Annotated in this window: 16 protein-coding genes; 4 read left to right on the forward strand and 12 right to left on the reverse strand. The window is 52.8% G+C overall.

Going from position 1 to position 20,795, the window contains the following annotated elements; all coding sequences use genetic code 11:
- Positions 1-7: 7 nt before the first annotated feature.
- From aroK to L2731_RS17195, 6 genes are all read right to left on the reverse strand, one after another.
- Positions 8-523 carry a shikimate kinase AroK gene (gene aroK / locus L2731_RS17170; protein ID WP_011864020.1) on the reverse strand — a complete coding sequence of 172 codons (516 nt, stop codon included), beginning with the start codon at positions 521-523 and terminating at the stop codon, positions 8-10.
- A gap of 215 nt (positions 524-738) precedes the next feature.
- Positions 739-2,790, reverse strand: a complete 2,052-nt coding sequence (locus L2731_RS17175; RefSeq protein ID WP_239853267.1) for a type IV pilus secretin PilQ — start codon at positions 2,788-2,790, stop codon at positions 739-741.
- A 22-nt stretch (positions 2,791-2,812) separates the two neighbouring features.
- The gene (locus L2731_RS17180) at positions 2,813-3,328 is read right to left on the reverse strand and encodes a pilus assembly protein PilP (RefSeq protein WP_249254643.1); all 516 of its coding nucleotides are present in this window, start codon (positions 3,326-3,328) and stop codon (positions 2,813-2,815) included.
- On the reverse strand, positions 3,325-3,948 hold the full coding sequence (locus tag L2731_RS17185) for a type IV pilus inner membrane component PilO (protein WP_239853179.1): 624 nt from the start codon (positions 3,946-3,948) through the stop codon (positions 3,325-3,327). Before L2731_RS17185 ends, L2731_RS17180 begins: the two co-directional genes overlap by 4 nt.
- A complete protein-coding gene (locus tag L2731_RS17190; protein WP_041511769.1) occupies positions 3,945-4,526 on the reverse strand; it encodes a PilN domain-containing protein in 582 nt (193 codons plus the stop codon). The genes L2731_RS17185 and L2731_RS17190 overlap by 4 nt, the downstream gene beginning before the upstream one ends.
- Entirely contained in the window at positions 4,514-5,593 is a 1,080-nt protein-coding gene (locus tag L2731_RS17195) for a pilus assembly protein PilM (protein ID WP_041511768.1), read from the reverse strand. The genes L2731_RS17190 and L2731_RS17195 overlap by 13 nt, the downstream gene beginning before the upstream one ends.
- 184 nt (positions 5,594-5,777) lie before the next feature.
- On the opposite strand from L2731_RS17195, the gene L2731_RS17200 reads away from it, so the two are divergent.
- A complete protein-coding gene (locus L2731_RS17200; protein WP_249254644.1) occupies positions 5,778-8,348 on the forward strand; it encodes a penicillin-binding protein 1A in 2,571 nt (856 codons plus the stop codon).
- A 171-nt stretch (positions 8,349-8,519) separates the two neighbouring features.
- Here L2731_RS17200 and argH read toward each other — a convergent pair whose 3' ends face one another.
- The 5 genes from argH to argC form a co-directional block, all read right to left on the reverse strand.
- On the reverse strand, positions 8,520-9,881 hold the full coding sequence (gene argH / locus L2731_RS17205; RefSeq protein ID WP_249254645.1) for an argininosuccinate lyase: 1,362 nt from the start codon (positions 9,879-9,881) through the stop codon (positions 8,520-8,522).
- A gap of 93 nt (positions 9,882-9,974) precedes the next feature.
- On the reverse strand, positions 9,975-11,198 hold the full coding sequence (locus L2731_RS17210) for an argininosuccinate synthase (protein WP_249254646.1): 1,224 nt from the start codon (positions 11,196-11,198) through the stop codon (positions 9,975-9,977).
- Positions 11,199-11,251: 53 nt separating this feature from the next.
- Positions 11,252-12,157 (reverse strand): ornithine carbamoyltransferase, encoded by a 906-nt coding sequence (locus L2731_RS17215; RefSeq protein ID WP_249254647.1) that lies wholly within the window; start codon positions 12,155-12,157, stop codon positions 11,252-11,254.
- A 42-nt stretch (positions 12,158-12,199) separates the two neighbouring features.
- Positions 12,200-12,985, reverse strand: a complete 786-nt coding sequence (gene argB, locus L2731_RS17220) for an acetylglutamate kinase (protein WP_011864010.1) — start codon at positions 12,983-12,985, stop codon at positions 12,200-12,202.
- Positions 12,986-13,013: 28 nt separating this feature from the next.
- Positions 13,014-13,994, reverse strand: a complete 981-nt coding sequence (argC, locus tag L2731_RS17225) for an N-acetyl-gamma-glutamyl-phosphate reductase (protein WP_249254648.1) — start codon at positions 13,992-13,994, stop codon at positions 13,014-13,016.
- A 276-nt stretch (positions 13,995-14,270) separates the two neighbouring features.
- Between argC and argE the strand changes: the two genes are divergently transcribed.
- The 3 genes from argE (at position 14,271) to L2731_RS17240 (ending at position 18,731) form a co-directional block, all read left to right on the forward strand.
- Positions 14,271-15,428 carry an acetylornithine deacetylase gene (gene argE, locus L2731_RS17230; RefSeq protein ID WP_249254649.1) on the forward strand — a complete coding sequence of 386 codons (1,158 nt, stop codon included), beginning with the start codon at positions 14,271-14,273 and terminating at the stop codon, positions 15,426-15,428.
- A gap of 127 nt (positions 15,429-15,555) precedes the next feature.
- Positions 15,556-18,192, forward strand: a complete 2,637-nt coding sequence (ppc, locus tag L2731_RS17235; protein WP_249254650.1) for a phosphoenolpyruvate carboxylase — start codon at positions 15,556-15,558, stop codon at positions 18,190-18,192.
- Positions 18,192-18,731, forward strand: a complete 540-nt coding sequence (locus tag L2731_RS17240; protein WP_249254651.1) for a YceB family lipoprotein — start codon at positions 18,192-18,194, stop codon at positions 18,729-18,731. The genes ppc and L2731_RS17240 overlap by 1 nt, the downstream gene beginning before the upstream one ends.
- Before the next feature lie 89 nt (positions 18,732-18,820).
- Here the strand turns inward: L2731_RS17240 and L2731_RS17245 are convergent, their stop codons facing one another.
- Entirely contained in the window at positions 18,821-20,095 is a 1,275-nt protein-coding gene (locus L2731_RS17245; RefSeq protein ID WP_249254652.1) for a CinA family nicotinamide mononucleotide deamidase-related protein, read from the reverse strand.
- Positions 20,096-20,795 lie beyond the last annotated feature (700 nt).

Here is a 20,795-nt window from a genome sequence, read left to right on the forward strand (position 1 = left end):
CTAATGTTTAGAAGCCTAATTGGTCAATAATTTGATTTGCAACAACTTTTGCGCTCTGCTCGTCAGTCTTGACTATGACATCGGCAATCTCTTCGTACAGTGGATTACGGATCTCAGCAAGCTTTTCTAACACTTCTCTTGGGTCTTCAACCTGAAGTAGTGGACGACGCTTGTCGCGCTGGGTACGCGCAACCTGCTTATCGATAGTGGTTTCCAGATAGACCACTATGCCACGGGCAGACAAGTTGTTACGAATGTCTTTACTCTGAATGGAGCCGCCGCCAGTGGCTAAAACAATACCCTGTTTTTCAGTTAAATCGGCAACAACTTGTGTTTCGCGACGACGAAAACCTTCTTCGCCCTCAACGTCAAATACCCACGCGATATCAGCACCGGTACGGTTTTCAATCTCTTGATCTGAATCGTGGAACTCTAAATGAAGCATCTGCGCCAGATGACGGCCTATAGTGCTTTTGCCAGCCCCCATAGGACCTACTAGGAAAATATTACGTTTTTCAGCCATTGCTTTACGTCTGAATCTTATATGGAAAGTTTGCCTACGCCAGCCAAAAAATCAGGCCGACCTTAAATGTTACCTTGCTCTAATGAGACTTGACCACGGATTATCTCAGCTAATTCCCCTCAAAGGCAAGTAGAGGGAGTAAATTCTGTGAAATTATACTCAGGCATTAAAAAGCCAGCGTCGAAACGCTGGCTTTATCTCAGATATGCTTCGAACTACAGCTGTTCGGAGATAATCTTAGGTGTCACGAAGATCAGCAGCTCTTGGCGCTCGTTCTTATCTGTGGTGTTTCTGAAAAGGTAGCCCAAGAACGGAATATCACCGAGTACGGGTACCTTGCTGACACGATTGATCAATTGTTGCTGATAGATACCACCGAGCACAATGGTCTCACCGTGATCCACTAACACCTGAGTACCGATACGCTGGGTATCGATAGACACCGCCTGACCCAGTGGCGTATCGACCGTCTTACCCTGAGAGTCCTGAGTGATCTCAAGATCTAAGATCACACGATTATCAGGGGTGATCTGTGGTGTCACGCGCAGCGACAATACCGCCTTCTTAAACTGCACAGTGGCAGCACCACTGGAAGCCGATTCGACATAAGGGATCTCAACACCCTGCTCGATATAGGCCGCCTTCTGGTTTGAGGTGGTAATGCGCGGGCTGGCGATAATCTCACCCTTGCTCTCTTGCTCCAGCGCACTCAGCTCAAGATCCAGCAGGGTGCCATCTGCCAATTTAGCCACATGGAAGGCGATGCTGGTTGGGTTCGCCACAGCCGCCGGCAAGTTAACATTCAGTCGGTCGCCAATATCCGGCACGACACCGTTTGCAATATCGTTCGCGCCTTCCAGGCTACCGGAAGTCCCCTTGTTGCCCTGCTGATCGGTAATGCCCCACTTGATACCGAGATCTTCAGAGACATCATCCTTCACAGTAACCATACGAGATTCGATCAACACCTGACGAATAGGGATATCCAAAACTTCCACCAGACGATGAATACTCTCCAGACTCTCTTCGGTATCTTTAACCAACAGGGTATTGGTTCTATCGTCCACCGCAACCGTGCCACGAGCCGATAACAGAGAGGCATCTTCCCCTTTTAGCAGCTCGGCAATGTCTGTTGCCTTGGCGTAGTTGATCTGCAGATATTCAGAGTATAGCGGCGCGAGCTCTTTCACTTCCTGCTGGTTTTTCAGCTCTTGGCTCTCGCGAATGGCGATCTCTTCGGCTGGTGCCACCATCAAGATATTGCCCTCGATGCGCTTATCCAGCCCCTTAGTCTGCAGAATCAGATCCAGGGCTTGGTCCCAAGGCACATCGTCGAGTCTCAGCGTGATATCCCCTTCGACCGTATCACTGGTCACTAGGTTGAAGTTGTTATAATCGGCAATGATCTGCAACACAGTGCGTACCGAGATGCTCTGGAAGTTAAGAGAAAGCGAGCGACCTTCATACTTCTTCTCTTCCTTGACGACGGCGGCGCGCTCTGCCTTACGCACGTTGAGTCTGAATAGGTTGCCTTCCTGCTTGTAGTTGTACTCGTACTGACCCGAGACATCCACCAATACTCGTGCCGTCAACTCATCCTTAAAGGTCTCAAAGCTCTTCACCGGCGTCGCAAAGTCTTGAACATCCATGACATAGAGAAGATCTGAGCCTATGTCAGTGTTGTAAAGTTTAAGTTCTAGCTTGGCACCGACCTGCTGCACGTTGGCAGCCACCGACGAGTTATTTAATTTAACCAACAACTCACCGCCACCATCGCTTGTACGGTGGAAATCTATGTTCTTGATACCGTTAACGAAAGGATTCGCGGCCGTGTCGCTACGACTGGCGACCTCATCGTTAATGGTCAGGCGATAGGTATTACCCAGCACCTTACCTTGATAGGCCTTGACCTTAGCCAGATCCACCAGCACCTTAAGCTGCTCGCTTTCCTGCAGAGTGGACATGGACTTAACGCCAACGTTGTTGATCGGTAGGATATCTTTTTCCAGCCCAGACAGGCTATCGTCGAACCCAAGGATGATCTGTGCCGGAGAGGCATTGAGATTAATCTCAGGCTCCTTCACAGCCTCCTCAAAGACAAGTTGTAACTCTAACTGATGGTCGACAATTGAGTGGTATTTGACATCAATCAGACGGTTCGCAGCAGAAGAATACGGCGCCACACCCAACAATAAAGCCAAGCCAAAGGCCACTTTAAACAGGGGCGACTTTTTTAATAAAACGCTTTTCGCGGCAGAAGATTCCATTATTCCCTCATCCTTCGCTTTGTTATTCACCAGTCAGTTCCATGTTGCTCATTCTTTCAGCCCAGCAACCTGTCCCATCTGGAATTAATTCAACTATTTCGACCATTTGCTGTGTAACTTTAGCAATTCGCCCGTGATACAAACCTACGTATTCGCCAACACCTAGACGATAAACGCTACCATCGTTAGTCTCGATCAAGGCCCAAATATTCTTATCTTCGCTCAAGGTACCACGCATCTTTAAGTTGTCCAGGGCATAAGTCTCTAGACGCCCCTTGCGCCGTTTCAGATCTGGCTGTAGACAATCTTTAGTCGTGTCGAGCACCTCTTCGGTCAACTCTCTTGAAGGTGGTACGAAGGGACTGCGCATCAACTCTGCCTGATAGGCAAAATGTTCAAACTTAGGAGGCTCTTTCAGGGGAGGCACACGCGCGACATGTTGAGCCTTAGTGGTGGTTACAAACAGCTCAAGATCGCTGCGATCTCCCATACAACCCGTTAGCATCAAGCCTAGAATTAGCAAAGGTAGCTTCTTCATTTCTTCGCCCCCTTCGCCGCTTTGTCTTTAGGAACCTGAGCGCCCTCTTTGAAACGATAGGTCTTAGCCAAGATTTCCATGGCAAGTTCACCGCTATCACTTCGCTTTATGACGAAATCATGCAGGCTCACGATACGTGGCAACTTAGCGACACCGCTGACCAGATGCCCCATCTCATGATAATCACCCGTCACCGACATGCTGATAGGAAACTCGATATAGAAATCACGCTGTATCTCTTCTTGCCACTCCAGGCTCTGAATCCCCAGTCCCGAATCGGTGGCAACGAAGGTCAAATCATCGAGTAAGCCAGGCATCTCATTTTGCGACGGCAACATCTTCAACAGCTCAGCAAACTGAACCTCCATGACCGCCAGCTGCTCTCGGTACAACTTAAGATTAGCCGCCAATTGATATTTCGCTTTAAAATCATCTCTTAAGGTGATTTCTTTATCTTGCTCACCTTTGAGGACATCGATGGCATCAGAGACAAACAGGAAATATCCCGCCACGAAGATAATGATGGCCAAGAAAGAGGCGAATACGACCTTAACCTGGGTCGGCCAACCGCCAATGTTCTCAAAATCGATATCATTGAATTCACTCAGATCGAGTTTCATTTGCTCGCTCCTTGTGTCGTCTTGGCATCATCTGCATCTTCTTCACCGATAGAGACCCTTAAACTAAAACGCTGTAACTGGCGCATCTCATCATTCTGCGAGACGATCGATTGCATATTAGGATCGTGTAACCACATAGAGGCCTTGATCTTGCGCATCATGTTGGCGACGTTATTATTAGACTCACTACGCCCCTCTATCCACAATAAACTGCCCTTCTTTTCTATGCTGGAAAGGTATATTCCTGGGGGCACAACACGCACCAACTCATCCAATACGTGGGTCGGTAAATTTCGCGCCTGTTGTAGGTTTAATATGATCTCGGTACGGCGCTCGATATCTTTCTTACGCTCGCGAATCTTTTTAATTTCGGCAATTTGTTTTTCTAACAGCTGAATTTCGCCCTGCAGATAGGCATTTCTTCCTCTCTGCTCCTCGGTCATCATATCGATAACGGTTAAGGCTAAATAAACGACTAATGCTGCGCCGATAAATACGGCTGCTAATATCCCTAAATAATCGCGTTTTTGTTTTTCTCTTGCTTCTTCGCGCCAGGGCAATAAGTTTATGTTCGCCATTGAGAGTAACTCCTCAGCGCTAATCCACACGCGACCATGTATTTATTAATATTGGGCTGTAGTTGCGTCTTCACTTGCTCGTCCGCATGCAGACAACCCAAGAATGGGTCGGCAATAATGGTATGAACACCGAGTTCGTTGGTGAGCAGATTAGCCATACCTTCCAGCTTAGAGGTTCCACCACACAAGACGATATGATCCACCTTGTCCTTGCCACTAGAAGTGCAGTAAATCTGCAAGGTACGTTTGATCTGTTGCAGTAACTGTGTCTGGAAGGGCGAGAGCACCTCGAACATATAATTGCGGGGAAGATCGCCTTCGAGCTTGGCCTTCTCCGCTTGCTCATGAGACATACCGTAGAAAGATAAGATGGATTGAGTGAACTGCTCGCCACCGAATGCCTGTTCGCGAATAAAGGTCGTTTCGCCCTTCTCCACCACGGCAAAAGTTGTCATGTTCGCACCGATATCCACCAGCGCAACCACCTTATCTTCGGCACCATCGGGTAACTGGGCGGCGACCAACTCGAAGGAGCGTCCCAAGGCATATCCTTCAACATCAATCACTTTGGCTTCTAGATTGATGTCGTCCAAGCTATCGACCCTGGCATCGATATTCTCGGTACGACACGCGCTAAGCAGCACATCCACCTTGGAGGGGTCGGCACTGTTAACATTGAGAGTTTCAAAATCTATGCTGACTTCATCGAGCGAATAGGGGATAAGGTTGTCGGCTTCGATCTCGATCTGCGTCTCCATCTCCTCTTCACTGAGGGCGGCATCCATGTAGATCACCTTGGTCATCACAGCCGATCCCGAAACCGCTGCTGCCGCATATTTTACGCTCTTAGGCAAAGATCGTTTGATCAATCTTAAGGACTCCAACACCGCGTCTGAATCTCTTATTTCATGATCATTAACGGCGCCTTTTTTAACGGGCACCGCTGCGTGACTCAAAATTTTATAACCATCAGCAGTCTTACTCAGCAGTATTGCTTTTATCTCGTGGGAACCGATATCGATCCCAACCATCTGCGGAGCCTGACGCTTCCATAAATTTGAAAGCATAGTCCATCGTCACTTTTGTTATAGTTTCAGGGATTAGATTAGCACAAAATCAACTCGTTATAGATATTTGTACAAAATGTTTGTAACTTTTACAATTGCCATTTTTTTGACAACCATTTTTGCTTCACCAATAGCTGCTCGCCTTATATACTATTGTGCCTGCTAAATTTATTGGAATTATCTGGTGAAGTGGTTTAAACGAATTACCATCGCTCTGTTCAGCCTAGCCCTTTTGGGAATAGGCGCAATTGCTGCGGCCTATTTTTATGTGCTGCCGGACCTCCCCGATGTTACCACTCTTAAGACCGTAAAATTGCAAACTCCATTACGAATTTACAGCATGGACGGCAAATTAATTTCACAATTTGGCGAAAAACGCCGCATTCCTGTCGAATATGAGCAGGTGCCGCAACAATTGATTAATGCGGTACTCGATACAGAAGATGCCCGTTTCTTCGAACACAAGGGTATCGATCCCATCGGCATCATACGTGCTGCCGTGATTCTGGCCACCACGGGTAAGAAGAGCCAGGGGGCGAGTACCATCACCCAACAGGTTGCCCGCGGCTTCTTTCTCTCCAGAGAGAAAACCTATATTCGTAAGATCAAAGAGATTTTTCTGGCTCTTAAAATTGAGAAGGCCCTAAGCAAGAAAGAGATTTTAACCCTCTATCTCAACCGTTCCTTCCTGGGGAACCGTGCCTATGGTGTCGGCGCTGCCGCTCAGGTTTACTATGGTAAGGAACTCCACGAGCTCACCCTGCCAGAGATGGCCATGATCGCCGGCCTACCCCAGGCACCTTCTGCGGCCAACCCGATACGTAATCCATCGCGAGCGATGAATCGCCGTAACTGGGTACTCAACCGTATGCTGGAGAAAGAGAACATTACTCAGGACGAGTACCAAGAGGCGATAAGGGCTCCGATCACCGCCAAGTATCATGGCGCCGAGGTAGAGCTTTACGCCCCCTATATCTCAGAGATGGCCCGCGACTACCTAGTTGATACACTCGGTGAAGAGGAAGCCTATACCGGCGGCTACAACGTCTACACCACGGTCGATTCTCGCCTGCAGATGTTGGCTCAGGAGGCACTACGCAATAACGTCTACGCCTATGATGAGCGCCACGGCTATCGCGGCGCCACCAAAGTATTATGGGAGGCCGAAGCCTCAACCGAGCTAGACGAGACTCAAATCGTTGCGCAGCTTAAGCAGACTAAAGGCTTCCAGGGACTCGAGCCTGCTGCCGTCACCGAGGTCGCCGAGCAGAGTGTCAAGGTTATCAACGCCAAGGGGGAGACCCTCACCCTCGAGTGGGAAGGACTAAAGTGGGCACGTAAATTCATCAGCAACAAGCGCCAGGGCAAGGCCCCCAAGACAGCAGGCGAGATCCTCAAAGCCGGTGAGCAGGTCTGGATCCGCAACAATGGTAACATCTGGCAGTTGTCTCAGATCCCTGAGGTGGCCAGCGCCATCGTCTCACTGGATCCTAAGGATGGTGCCATCAAGACCCTAGTCGGTGGCTACAGTTTCCACACCAGCCAGTACAACCGCGTTACTCAGGCCAAACGTCAGCTAGGTTCCAACATCAAGCCCTTCATCTACACAGGTGCACTGGAAAAAGGTTATACGCTGGCGACGCTCATCAACAACGCTCCCATCAACAATGCCGATATTCGTCAGGGCACGGCGTGGCGTCCAAAGAATTCCCCCGATAAGTATACGGGGCCGACACGCCTAAGGGTGGGACTGGCACAATCGATCAACGTCATGTCGGTACGCGCCATGCGCTATACGGGGCTGGAAAGCGCAATCGAGACCCTGGTGAAATTCGGTTTCGACCGCGAAGATCTACCGCAAAATGAATCCCTGGCCCTGGGGTCACCTTCGGTCACGCCGCTACAGGTAGTCACCGCCTTCTCGGTATTTGCTAACGGCGGTTACCGAGTAGAGCCTTACTTTATCGACCATATCGATAATGCCTACGATCAGACGGTAGAGGAAGCCAATCCAACCCTAGCCTGTACTCCTGAGCTAATCGAACCGCAGACGCTTCCAGCGGACGATCCGTTCGCCGCCATGGCACAGGAGCTGCCCAGCCAAGAAGACGCTAGTCAGGAGGTCGTCGACCAGGAGATAGTTTCTGAAGATCCTAGCTGTCCGAGCACGGCTCGCCATGCGCCTCAGATCATCAGCAAACAGACCGCCTTCTTGATCACCGAAGCGCTCAAGAGTGTTATCTGGGGCGGCGGCGATTGGAGTAAAGGCACGGGCTGGAACGGCACCGCCTGGCGCGCCGCACGCGTCGTCAATCGCCACGATATCGCCGGTAAGACAGGTACCACCAACGAATCGAAAGATACCTGGTTCAGTGGTTTTTCGCCGACGCTGGCCACCACTGTTTGGGTAGGCTTCGATGATCACAGCATCGAACTGGGCCGCACCGCATGGAACACCAACGGCGCGAAAGATCAGATCTCGGGTGCAGAGGCCGGTGCCAAGACAGCCGGCCCAGGCTGGAACGAGTTTATGAAGAATGCCCTCCAAGGCACGCCTGAGCTACCTTCTCCGCCACCGGAAGGGATAGTGTCGGCCCGTATCGACCTGGCCACAGGCAAGTTGAGCCGTAAGACAGACTACACCACCAAGTTCGAGTATTTCATTCAGGGTACCGAGCCTAAGGAGTTTGCCACCGAGGCGCAGACTCAGGAAGATATCTTTATCGACGATTCGGTGGAAGATCTCTTCCAATAACGGTCAATTGGGCTGGTGCCACTCGCCACCAGCCCAGTTAATTTCACTAGCCTTAAGCCATTTTTTAGTGAATTCATAGCGCCAATTTTTTGAAGCGTATAAAACTTTAGATGTAAAAAAACCTGCGACTGCAGGTTTTTTAATCAATTGATTAGACAGAATTTATCTAAACTAGCCCTTGGCAGCCAACGCAGCCTTCACCTGACTGAGAGACGTACCACCCAGAGCCTCACGTTTAGCTAGACATGAGTCGATCGTCAGACATTGATATACATCTTCCTCAATGACAGCGGCGAACGCCTGCAGGCTAGCCAGCTCGAACTCTTCGATAGGCTTCTTCTGGGCAATCGCCTCGACTACCACCTCACCCACCACATGATGCGCCTCTCTAAAGGGCATGCCTTTGGCCACCAGATAATCAGCCAGCTCGGTTGCATTGGCATAGCCCTGCTGGGCCGCCGATAGGGTATTCTCTCTGTTGACCTTTAAACCAGAAAGTACCAGCGCAGCCATCTCCAAACAGATAGACCAGCTGTCCATTACGTCAAACAGACCCTCTTTGTCTTCCTGCATATCCTTGTTATAGGCGAGTGGCAGGGCCTTCATGGTGGTCAGTATGCCCATCAGGCTGCCATAGACCCGGCCCGTCTTGCCACGGATCAGCTCGAGCGCATCTGGATTTTTCTTCTGTGGCATGAGCGAAGAGCCCGAGGTGACCTGATCGTCCAGCTCGATAAAACCCGCCTCGCCACTGTTGAAGAAGATCAAATCTTCTGCCATGCGGCTCAGGTGCATCATGCTGATGGCTGCATCGGAGCATAACTCGATCACATGGTCACGGTCAGACACAGTATCTAAGCTATTAAGGGTTGGCGAGGCAAATCCCAAAGACTTGGCTAGCGCATGTCTATCCATAGGGTAAGCGGTACCGGCCAGCGCGCCGGTGCCGAGCGGACAGGTATCGAGACGTTGCAAACAATCTTGCAGACGGCTGATATCACGCTCAAACATCTCCACATAGGCCAGACACCAGTGACCGAAGGCCACAGGCTGCGCCCTCTGTAGGTGAGTGTAACCCGGCATCACGGCGTCCAGCTCACGCTCAGCAAGTGACAGCAAGGCTGCCTTTAACTGTGCCAGCAGTTCGAGCAGGGCCAGGCCTTCCTTCTTACACCAGAGTTTCAAATCGGTCGCCACCTGATCGTTACGCGAACGGCCGGTATGCAGCTTCTTACCCAGATCACCGACCTTGGCGATCAAGGATTGCTCGACGAAGCTATGAATATCTTCGGCGCCCGAGGCCAATATTGTCTCAGGCTGATCCTTCACCTCGGCCAGCAACGCTTGTAGCGCCTGCTTGAGCGACTGACACTCTTGCTGGGTGAGAATGCCCACTCCTGTGATGGCATCGGCCCAGGCAATGGAACCGACAATATCTTCTTCCACCAGCCGATAATCGACCGGCAGGGAATCGTTGAAAAGTTTAAACAGTGCGCTGCTCTCTTGGCTAAATCTTCCGCCCCATAACGCCATCTCACTATCCTCTATAATCAGCTCTTAAATTAGCTCGTAAATCTGCTCTTAAAATAAAGGAGCGTTCGCCGCCCCTTTATTACTTCGTCGACTCTACTTAACGTTTAGCGCCCGGATACGGCTCGCCAATGAATAGAGACGAATGAAGCCTTCCGCATCTTTTTGGTTATAGACTTCGTCTTCACCAAAGGTGGCAAATTCCTCAGAATAAAGACTATTAGGAGAACGTTTCTTCACCGCCTGTGCCTGGCCTTTGTAAAGCTTAAGTACCACTTCACCATTCAGCAGGTTCGCCAGTGGCTGAGAGGCCCCCAGCAGCGATTCACACAGTGGGGTAAACCAACGACCGTCATAGACCAGATGCGCCATCTTGGCACCTACCTGCTCACGCCATTCGCGGCTGGTCTTGTCCAGTACCAGCTCTTCGATCGCTCTGAGCGCGGCAAACATTACCGTACCGCCTGGGGTTTCGTAACAACCACGAGACTTCATGCCCACCAGACGGTTTTCGGTGATATCGATACGGCCCACGCCATGGGCGCCGGCAATCTCATTAAGGGCCATCAGGGCACCATAAGGAGTGTATGACTGACCATTAACCTTAGTAATACGACCGGCTTCCATCTCTACCGACACATACTCAGGCTCATCGGGCGCGTCTTCCGGCGCGACCGTCATGGTCCACACCTCTTTGCTTGGCTCGTTCCACGGATCTTCCAGCTCACCACCTTCGTGAGAGATGTGCCAGGCGTTGGCGTCACGGCTATAGATCTTGGTAGCCGAGGCAGTAGTCTTGATGTTGCGCTCTGCCAGATAGTCCAGCAGATCTTCACGGCTCACCATGCTCCACTCACGCCAAGGGGCGATCACGGTAAGATCCGGTGCCAGGGCGGCGAAACATCCCTCGAAGCGCACCTGGTCGTTACCCTTACCGGTACAACCATGACATACGGCGTCGGCGCCCACTTTACGTGCCACTTCCACCTGAGCCTTGGCGATGATAGGTCTGGCCATAGAGGTGCCCAGCAGGTAGGTGCCTTCGTAGATTGCACCAGTCGCTATGGTGGGGTAGATATAATCGGCCACCAGCTCCTCTTTCAGATCCACGATATGGCACTCAGACGCACCCGAGGCGATCGCCTTCTCATGCAGCCCTTCAAGCTCGGCCTCGCCCTGACCCACGTCGGCGCAGAAGGCGACGATCTCACAGTTATCATAGGTCTCTTTCAGCCAAGGAATGATCGCCGATGTATCCAGACCACCTGAGTAGGCCAGTACCACTTTTTTCACCGATGCTTTGTTGTTTTCGCTAGACATTTTGTTTTCCTAAATACTCAATTCGTTGGCCCAATAGCTATTGGGAAGATTCGTTAACTCAGTAGGGTCACTAATACGGCATTTTGCGCATGCATGCGGTTCTCTGCCTGTTGCAAGATCAGTGAGCCGGCCCCATCGACCACCTCGGCAGCTACCTCGACGCCACGGTAAGCAGGTAGGCAATGCATAAAGAATTTGGCTCCCGCCTTATTCATCATGTCGCTATCGACATGATAGGGAGCAAATTTGGCTTTGATCTCGTCTAGACTGGCGTTGTCTCCCATGGAGATCCAAGTATCAGTATAGATGGCATCATGGCCTGCGATCGCCTCGACATCCGAACTCAATACCAACTCGCCGCCATGGGCCTCGGCGATGGCTTGGGCCTCGAGCACCACCTGGCCGTCGGGGAAGTGGCCCTGCGGGCAGATCACCGTCATCTTGGCACCCAGCAGCGCCGCGCCATACATGAGCGAGTGGGTCACGTTGTTACCATCGCCTACATAGGCCAGCTTAACCTTGCTGACGTCATCGAACTGCTCCGCCAGGGTCAGAAAATCCGCCAGCCCTTGACAGGGATGGTACATGTCCGACAACGCGTTGATCACAGGCACGCTGCCATGCTCGGCCAGCTGCTCTATGGTCGAATGGGCGAAGGTTCTCGCCACTATGGCATCGGCCCAACAAGAGATGTTGGCGGCAAAGTCAGATACCGGCTCACGCTTACCCAGGGCGCCGTTTTGCTGATCCAGGTAGAGACAATGACCACCTAACTTATGGATACCGATATCGAAGCTTACGCGGGTTCGCAGCGATGGCTTCTCGAATAACATCACCACACTCTTACCGTCGAGTGCCTTGCGATAGTCTTCTGGGTTGGCCTTGATCGTCTTCGCCAGGGCGAGTAAGTCGATCAGCTGCTGCTGGTTAAGCTCTTTTATCGATAGTAGGTGATTCATATATCTACTCCTAGATGAATACTGCTCTCATGTTCCGTTTAATTAATGTGGCATAACCTGTGTGCCGATTGACTCGCCCTTCTCCAGCGCGCTCAACTGTTCGGCGTCGCGCCATGAGGCAACCTGTACCGGTTGTCCCATCCACTGGGCAACCTCTAGTGCCGCCTCGACCTTGACCTTCATCCCCTTCTCGATGACGCCTAACTTGGTTAGTTCATCGGCGTGGGCCTTATCCAGGGTCTTGATCAGCTGTCCCTTACCGTCGAGCACGCCGCTCACGTCGGATAGCAACACCAGCTGGCCCTCCACCAGCTTGGCGATCACGGTCGCGGCCTGATCGGCATTGACGTTAAGCAGATTGCCCGCGTCATCCACGGCGATCGAACTGACAATCGGCATCCAGCCCTGGGCCAATAGGAAGTTCAGGTAAGTCGGGTCATTGGGCGACACTTCACCCACGAAGCCGAGCTGCTCATCTTTGATGCTGCCATTGACTATGGCGCCATCACACAGGCTCATGCCCACACTCGTGATGCCCGCCTTGATGGCACTGGCCTGCAAGATCTTGTTAGAGGTACCCGCCAGCGCGCCCACCACAATCGGCACCTGCTCTTCGGGGGTGACACGCAAACCATCCAGCTTGACCGTCTCCATGCCATTGGCCTTGAGCTGCTCGTCTACCAGGCAACCGCCACCATGAACCAAGATGACAGATTGGCCCGACTTGATGATGTTGGCCGCGCTTGCCATCAGGCGCGCCAGCCCCATCTCACACTGCATCAGGGCGCCACCCACTTTAAGCACTAAGGTTTTCTTATTTGCCGACATAGCTACTTCTCTCTCACAGGTGACAATATTAATAATTGAAATGAATCTTTATGCATTGATGCGCCTGACTGGCAGCACCTTTCATCAGATTGTCGATAGCGCTTGCCACCACCAGGTAGCCATTGAGGGGATCGTACTTCCATCCCAGCAGGCAGTTAGGGGTATGCACCACGTCGTCAACCTTAGGAAATTGATTATGGTACACATTCACCAGAGACGCCGACTCATACACCTCATAGGCCTTGGCAATATCGGCTTCGCTCACTCCGGGCTTCATCTGCACGGTAATGGTAGCCAGGATGCCACGCTTAAAGTTGCCCAGGTGAGGAGTGAAGATCACCTGCTGTCCTAGGTGAGTCGCTATCTCGGGTTGATGTCTATGACCCAGGACACCGTAGGGCGTCAGGCTCACCTCGCAGAAGCTGGTGTGCAGCTGCGCCTTTCTGCCTGCACCGGTCACGCCGCTGATGGCATTGATCACCGGCAGGCTGTCTGTCATCAGATCTTTCAGGGGTTTCAGTGCCGTCAGTGAAGCCGTGGGATAACACCCTGGCACGGCAATCATCTTGCTCGCGGCAATCGCCTCGGCGTTCCACTCCGCCAGACCATAGACAGCCTCGGCCAACACCTCTGAGTAGATATGCTCGAAACCATACCATTTGGGATACTGTTCGCTATCGGCAAAACGGTAGGCGCCGGAAAGGTCGAACACCGCCAGACCCGCCTGATAAAACCAGGCCGCCAGGTGCAGGCTCACACCATGATCGGTCGCCAACACCACGGCATCTGCCTCATCGACTATGGTCTGCTTGGCCTGCTCTGTTAGCGGTGCCAGGCTAAGATCGATATGGCTGTAAACCGGATACAGGCTAGCCAAAGTTTTGCCCTTATCCAGACTGTTTTCAGAAACATAGAGGCCTTGAATCTTAAGCTGATCATCGGCCTGGATCAGTGAAGTAACCTGAGCACCTGTGTAACCACTGGCGCCAATTATCGCTATGCTTTTCATACTTTATGACTTCTATATTGTGTTAACGGTAAAAAAGAGAGGGGCACTGCTTAAGCCCTGGTATAGATACCAATATGACAAGATTATCGTCGCAGGAAGTGATTACAGCTAACCTTATATGCAAAAAGTAAGAAGAAATTGTTCATTTTTTATCTCTAAGTTAAGCCTTTAATAATGGCGCTCGTTTTAGCTGTTTGATAGACTAACACAACAAACTAATTATGCAATAATATTGAATAGATATTTTTAAATAAAATTGGTGATTTGAGTCAAATGATGAAAACCTTTCCCGATATCAAGCAATCCTTCCGCGAGCTGATCGCCACGCCGTCCATCAGCGCCCTCGAAGCCGAACTCGACATGAGCAACCAAGGCGTGGTGACGCTTCTGAGCCAGTGGCTCACCGATCTGGGCTTCGACTGCCAGATGCAGGCCGTCCCCGACACCCGTGGTAAACACAACCTGTTGGCAAAGATCGGCCAGGGACGCGGTGGACTGCTGCTGGCGGGACATACAGATACGGTTCCTTTCGACGAGGGACGCTGGAGTCAGGATCCCTTTACCCTGACCGAGAAGGATAATCGCTGGTATGGGCTAGGCAGCTGCGATATGAAGGGCTTCTTCGCCCTGGTCATAGAGGCGGTGCGCCAGATGCCGACCCAAGATTTCGTGCGGCCGCTCTACATACTCGCCAGCGCCGATGAAGAAACCACGATGAATGGCGCCAAGGCCTTCGCCCAGTCTAAGGCCATCGCGCCTGAATATGCGCTCATAGGCGAGCCCACCGGCCTAAAGCCTGTCTACATGCATAAGGGACACCTGGCACAGGGCATCCGCATCACGGGGCGCAGCGGTCACTCTTCAGATCCGGCCAAGGGACTCAACGCCATAGAGATCATGCATCAGGTGATCGGCCAGCTCCTTAAGCTGAAGCAACACCTGGCAGAGCACTACCGCGAAGAAGCCTTCAGCGTGCCCTATCCCACCATGAACTTTGGCCATATCCACGGCGGCGACGCCGCCAACCGCATCTGCGGCTGCTGCGATCTGCACCTGGATATCCGCCCCCTGCCCGGCCTGCCGTTAGAGGCCTTGGAGCAACTACTGACCCAATATCTGGCCGAGCTGAGCCAGCGCTATCCTGGTGCCATCAGCATTAGCCAGCTCTATCCCGGCTCGCAACCTTTCGCGGGGCAGGCCGATGCCCAATGGTCCCAGCTGGTCGCCGAACTGTCGAACCAGGCTCCCGAGGTGGTCAACTATGCTACCGAGGCGCCCTATATTCAGCAACTTGGGTGTCAAACCTTGGTCTGGGGGCCAGGCAGCATAGAGCAGGCACACCAGCCGGACGAGTACCTGGACACCGCCTATATCAACAAAACCGTCGACTTACTCAAACAGTTGATGTACCACGCCTGCATCAAAACCTCATAGGATCACTTAAAAAATTCACGCAGGGTGATATAGAACACATAAGCATACGATATGAAGATATGCTGTATTGACCTAAACCTGATAGCCTAGGTAAGGTGATTGATTAACTCGTGGGTATGGAGCATTTATGACAGATATGTACGCGTCGCTGCGATCCAATGTGGGCACGTTAGGCCAAATATTAGGCGATACCATTCGCACACACATGGACGAGCCCTTTTTAGACAAGATTGAACAGATCAGACACCTGGCCAAGAGCTCTCGCCAAGGCAACGATACTGCCAGGGAACAGATGCTTACCCTATTGGCGGCCCTACCCGACGAAGAGTTGGTCCCCTTTGCCAAGGCCTTCAACCAATTTCTCAACCTGGCCAACATCGCCGAGCAGTTCCATACCATCAGCCGTAACTGTGACGAGCTGGTATGTGTGCCCGATCCCGTGGATCAGCTCCTCGGACGTATGCTCAACGGACGCATAGATCAAGACAAGATGCTCGAGTGCCTACAGACACTGGATATCGATCTGGTACTCACCGCGCACCCGACCGAGATCTCGCGTCGCACCCTGATCCAGAAATACTCCGCCGTGGTCGATTGTCTCGCCACCCTGGAAAACCCGCAGCTCACCGAGCGCGAGAAGAAACAGAATCACCTCAGACTCAGACAGCTTATCGCCCAAATCTGGCACACCAACGAGATACGCCACGAGCGCCCAACACCGGTGGACGAAGCCCGCTGGGGACTGAGCACCATAGAGGCGTCACTCTGGCAAGCCATTCCCGACTTTCTGCGCCAGCTCAACGAACAGGTCGAAGAGCGCACCGGCAAGCAGCTGCCCAGCGACATAGCACCCATTCGCTTCTCCAGCTGGATGGGCGGCGATCGCGACGGCAACCCCTTCGTCACCGCCAAAGTCACCCAGGAAGTATTGGATCGCAACCGCCACACGGCTGCACGCCTCTACCTCAAAGATGTGGTCTTGCTGGTCAACGAGCTGTCGATGGAGGAGGCCAACGAGGAACTGCTGGCCCTCACAGACAACAGCCACGAACCATACCGCGTGGTGCTGCGCGAGCTGAGGCAGAAGCTGCGCGACACCATAGATTATCTAAACGCCCGCCTAGAGGGACATTCGCCCGAGGTGGATCTCGATAGCCTTATCTGGCACGAGGACGATCTCAAGCAACCTTTGACCCTGCTCTACCGCAGCCTGACCGAGTCGGGGATGAGCCTGATCGCCAATGGCCTGCTGCTGGATATGCTGCGTCGTCTGGCCTGCTTCGGCATTCATATGCTGCGCCTGGATATCCGCCAGGATGCCCAGCGCCATAGCGACGTCATCGCCGAGCTGACCCGTTACCTTGGCCTTGGTGACTTCGACCACTGGGACGAACATGAGAAACAGGCCTTCCTGCTGCGGGAACTAAGCGGCAAGCGTCCACTGATCCCCCATAACTGGGAACCGAGTGCCGAAGTTGCCGAGGTGATCAGCACGGTCAGGTTGATCGCCAGCCAGTCGCCTAAGGCCCTTGGCTCCTATGTTATCTCCATGGCAAGCCAGCCGTCGGACGTACTCACTGTACTCCTGCTCTTAAAAGAGGCGGGATGCCAGCACCCAATGCGAGTGGTACCACTGTTTGAGACCTTAGACGATCTCAACAACGCCGCCACCTGCATCTCGGCGCTATTCGACATCGACTGGTACCGCGGCTACTGCAAGGGCAGCCAGGAGGTGATGATTGGTTACTCAGACTCGGCCAAAGACGCCGGGGTCATGGCGGCCGCCTGGGCACAATACAGTGCGCAGGAAAAACTGGTTAAGGTCTGTAACCAGGCAGACATCAAACTTACCCTGTTCCATGGTCGTGGCGGCACCATAGGCCGTGGCGGCGGACCAGCCCACAAGGCGATCCTGTCACAGCCACCGGGTTCGGTAGATGGCCGCATCAGGGTAACGGAACAAGGCGAGATGATCCGCTTCAAGTTCGGCCTGCCTAAGCTGGCAGTGCAGAGCCTGGCGCTATATACCTCAGCCGTGATGGAGGCCACCCTGTTGCCGCCACCAGAACCTAAGCCAGAGTGGCGCGAGGCGATGGAACGACTCGCCAGTGACTCGGTCAGCGCCTACCGCGCCATAGTGCGTGAGGAGCCCGACTTTGTCGCCTACTTCCGCGCTGCCACACCAGAGGTCGAGCTAGGCAAGCTACCACTGGGCAGTCGCCCCGCCAAGCGCCGTGTGGATGGCGGTATCGAGAGCCTGCGCGCTATCCCCTGGATCTTCGCCTGGTCGCAAAACCGCTTGATGCTACCAGCCTGGCTGGGAGCAGGTGAGGCGCTGCAACAGGCAGCCGACCGCGGCGAGCTCGCCCTACTAAGGGAGATGGAGCAGAAGTGGCCCTTCTTTGAGACGCGCATCTCCATGCTAGAGATGGTTTACGCCAAGGCCGAGCCTAACCTGGCGAAGTACTATGAGACCTGCCTAGTGCCGCAAGAGCTACATCATCTCGGCGAAGCCCTACGTAGCCGTATGGCAACAGGGATCAAGGTGGTCTTGGAGCTGACCCAGTCCGACGCCTTGATGTCGCATACCCCATGGAATCGTGAATCGGTAGAGCTACGCAACCCCTATATCGACCCGCTCAACTTCCTCCAGGCCGAACTCCTGGCGCGTACCCGTAAGGAGCAGGCAGGATCAAGCAATGTCGAGCTGGCACTGATGCTCACCATCGCCGGTGTGGCGGCGGGCATGAGAAACACGGGTTAATGAGAAGCCTAGCCCTAATAGGCGTGCTGATGCTGAGTTTGACTGCATGTGTCAGTCAATACAGCATCAGCGAGCGCCAGCTCACCAACTACCTGAACGACGAGATGCATTTCGAGGTCAAAGAGGGCAATCGCTTCTTTGGCATAGAGATGAAGATCAATGGTGTGAAGGTCAAGCTTGGCCACAAGGCCGACACCATGGCGATCACGGCTAACAGTCTTATCAAGGTGGCCAACCCGCTGATGCCACTCGATGCCACCATGACGGCCGAGTTCGAAGCCAAACCTTGGTATGATGCCGAACAGCACAGCCTCTATCTGAGAGACCTAGCGTTGGTGAGCCTGAGCTCTAATCCAAAAGATCTCGAACAGGCCATAGGCCAAGTGAGCCCGCAGCTCATGGGCTTCATCACCCATTTTCTGGAGACCCAACCTGTGTATTTACTCGATACCCAGGAGGGTAATCAGGCGCTTGTCGCCGAGATGACCAAACGCATCCAGGTCGTCCCGGGTAAAATTAACCTCGTCTTTAAGGATTAATTCGGCTTCAAACCTCGCTGTTATAGGCGCTTTACGTTAACACCTTAACGCTAGGTGCCGTAACGCTAGGCGCCTTCATGCCTATTTAGTTATCTCGCAAATCTCGGGTAAGAGGAATAGTCCACCAATACCGGCGACTCTTGCAGCTCACGCCTGAGCATATCCAGCGCAACCGCCGTGCTCAGCTGTCTCACCAGCTCCCGGGAGCGCGCCGGAAACTTAAGCATCTGGCTATACACGCCTTGCCGGGTCGCCAGGGCGATCGCCACAGTGCCAACCGGCTTTGCCTCGCTGCCACCTTCGGGCCCGGCAATACCACTGGTGGCCAGCGCATAGTCGCTGTCCAGCAAGCCTCTGGCGCCCTTGGCCATCTCCTCAACCGTAGCGATAGAGACCGCCCCATGGTCATCTAGGGTCGCAGGCTTAACCCCCAATACGCGCACCTTGGACTCGTTGCTATAGGTCACCAGTCCCTGATCCAGATATTGGGAGCTGCCGGCAAAGGCCACAAGGTTGTTGGCAATCATGCCGCCGGTACAGGACTCGGCAATACTCAAACGCTTACCGGAAGATAGCAGCCCGTTGTGGATCACCTGTGCCAGAGAGGTCACGTTATGCCCCACCACGGCATCGCCCAAACGCGCAAGCACCTCATCTTTTACCCTATCTAACTCGGCTATAGCCTCTACCCCTCGAGCGAACAGCTTAATCTCGATATAGGGCATAAAGGAGCGATAACCTAAGGTCATCCCCTCGGGAAGCGGCATGCCCTCGAGCTTATCCGCCAGTGCCGATTCTCCCTGACCTATTGTCAGTAGTTTCTGCACCTCGACTTCGACATGGCTATCGGCGATCTGCTCCACAAAGGGGATAAACTGCTCGGTCACCATCTTCTTAAATTCGAAGGGTACCCCGGGCGTAAAGAAGAGCCAGGCACGATTGAGTTTGACGCGAAAACCACAAGCCGTGCCGACAGGGTTGTCCACCATGATGGCCGATGCGGGTAACATCGCCTGTTTCAGGTTGCTCTCGGGCATGTGTCGACCGTTACGCGTAAACCATTCTTCGATGCGCTCCCGCCACAGCGTACACTCAACTAAAGGTTCACCCTTGGCCATTGCCATCGCCTCGGAAGACATATCATCGCTGGTTGGGCCCAGTCCGCCATTCACCAGAATGACATCGGCGTGCTCGCTGCGTTGCCGAAACACCTCGACCAGATCATCCAATCTATCGCCTACCGTGATCCGCTGCTGCATCTCTATGCCGTGATCCATCAAGGCATTTGCTGCCCATGCCGCATTGGTATCGACTATCTGTCCGGATAACACCTCTTCACCAGTGCAGATCATTTCTATTTTCATATCCATCCCTTGAAACTAAGACATTTCACTTGGCCATAAGGTAGGTAAGGCCGGGTGCAATAGCAATAGGGAGCAAGGCAGCATGTTCGATATTCATGCAAGGTGGCGTTATGCCCGCTTTACAGTTTCTCGGTTCTAGGCAAAAGTGCACCGGCGATCTTGGCCACTTTTACGAGTAAGAAATTCGGATTGGCGATCGATAGCATCGCAATGACTAAGGCTGAAACACCATAAGGAAAGAGAGGGTTAATCGAAAGAAATTGGAAAAGGCCAAAACGAAAACAAACGAAAAAAGCCCTGGCATTGCTGCTAGGGCTTTCATCTTAATGTTGGTGGGCGCATATCGCGAAGCGATGTGCTCATGCGCGCGAAGTGAAACGAGCCGGGGAGGACGGGACCGACGGTCCGGCATTGGCCCGTGTGCCTTCGGCACGCGAGACAGGCCGCTTCCTGTAAGAATCTAACCAACTGAAATGCCTCTCCTTTAACTGCAGCGGCTTTCTCTAACCAAAACAAAATAACCCGCGATGCCAAACGAAAACAAACGAGAACAAACGAGAACAAACGAAAAAAGGGCCAAAACGAAAACAAACGAAAAAAGCCCTAGCATTGCTGCTAGGGCTTTCGTCTTAATGTTGGCGGAGCGGACGGGACTCGAACCCGCGACCCCCGGCGTGACAGGCCGGTATTCTAACCAACT

It is taken from the genome of Shewanella aquimarina (genome assembly GCF_023349185.1).
GTDB lineage: Bacteria > Pseudomonadota > Gammaproteobacteria > Enterobacterales > Shewanellaceae > Shewanella > Shewanella aquimarina.

Coding starts and splice junctions, on each gene's coding strand:
- ppc (WP_249254650.1), top strand. CDS start 15,556: ATGACAGATATGTACGCGTCGCTGCGATCCAATGTGGGCACGTTAGGC.
- L2731_RS17210 (WP_249254646.1), bottom strand. CDS start 11,198: ATGTCTAGCGAAAACAACAAAGCATCGGTGAAAAAAGTGGTACTGGCC.
- L2731_RS17240 (WP_249254651.1), top strand. CDS start 18,192: ATGAGAAGCCTAGCCCTAATAGGCGTGCTGATGCTGAGTTTGACTGCA.
- argH (WP_249254645.1), bottom strand. CDS start 9,881: ATGGCGTTATGGGGCGGAAGATTTAGCCAAGAGAGCAGCGCACTGTTT.
- L2731_RS17180 (WP_249254643.1), bottom strand. CDS start 3,328: ATGAAGAAGCTACCTTTGCTAATTCTAGGCTTGATGCTAACGGGTTGT.
- L2731_RS17175 (WP_239853267.1), bottom strand. CDS start 2,790: ATGGAATCTTCTGCCGCGAAAAGCGTTTTATTAAAAAAGTCGCCCCTG.
- argE (WP_249254649.1), top strand. CDS start 14,271: ATGAAAACCTTTCCCGATATCAAGCAATCCTTCCGCGAGCTGATCGCC.
- L2731_RS17245 (WP_249254652.1), bottom strand. CDS start 20,095: ATGAAAATAGAAATGATCTGCACTGGTGAAGAGGTGTTATCCGGACAG.
- argC (WP_249254648.1), bottom strand. CDS start 13,994: ATGAAAAGCATAGCGATAATTGGCGCCAGTGGTTACACAGGTGCTCAG.
- aroK (WP_011864020.1), bottom strand. CDS start 523: ATGGCTGAAAAACGTAATATTTTCCTAGTAGGTCCTATGGGGGCTGGC.
- argB (WP_011864010.1), bottom strand. CDS start 12,985: ATGTCGGCAAATAAGAAAACCTTAGTGCTTAAAGTGGGTGGCGCCCTG.
- L2731_RS17185 (WP_239853179.1), bottom strand. CDS start 3,948: ATGAAACTCGATCTGAGTGAATTCAATGATATCGATTTTGAGAACATT.
- L2731_RS17195 (WP_041511768.1), bottom strand. CDS start 5,593: ATGCTTTCAAATTTATGGAAGCGTCAGGCTCCGCAGATGGTTGGGATC.
- L2731_RS17215 (WP_249254647.1), bottom strand. CDS start 12,157: ATGAATCACCTACTATCGATAAAAGAGCTTAACCAGCAGCAGCTGATC.
- L2731_RS17190 (WP_041511769.1), bottom strand. CDS start 4,526: ATGGCGAACATAAACTTATTGCCCTGGCGCGAAGAAGCAAGAGAAAAA.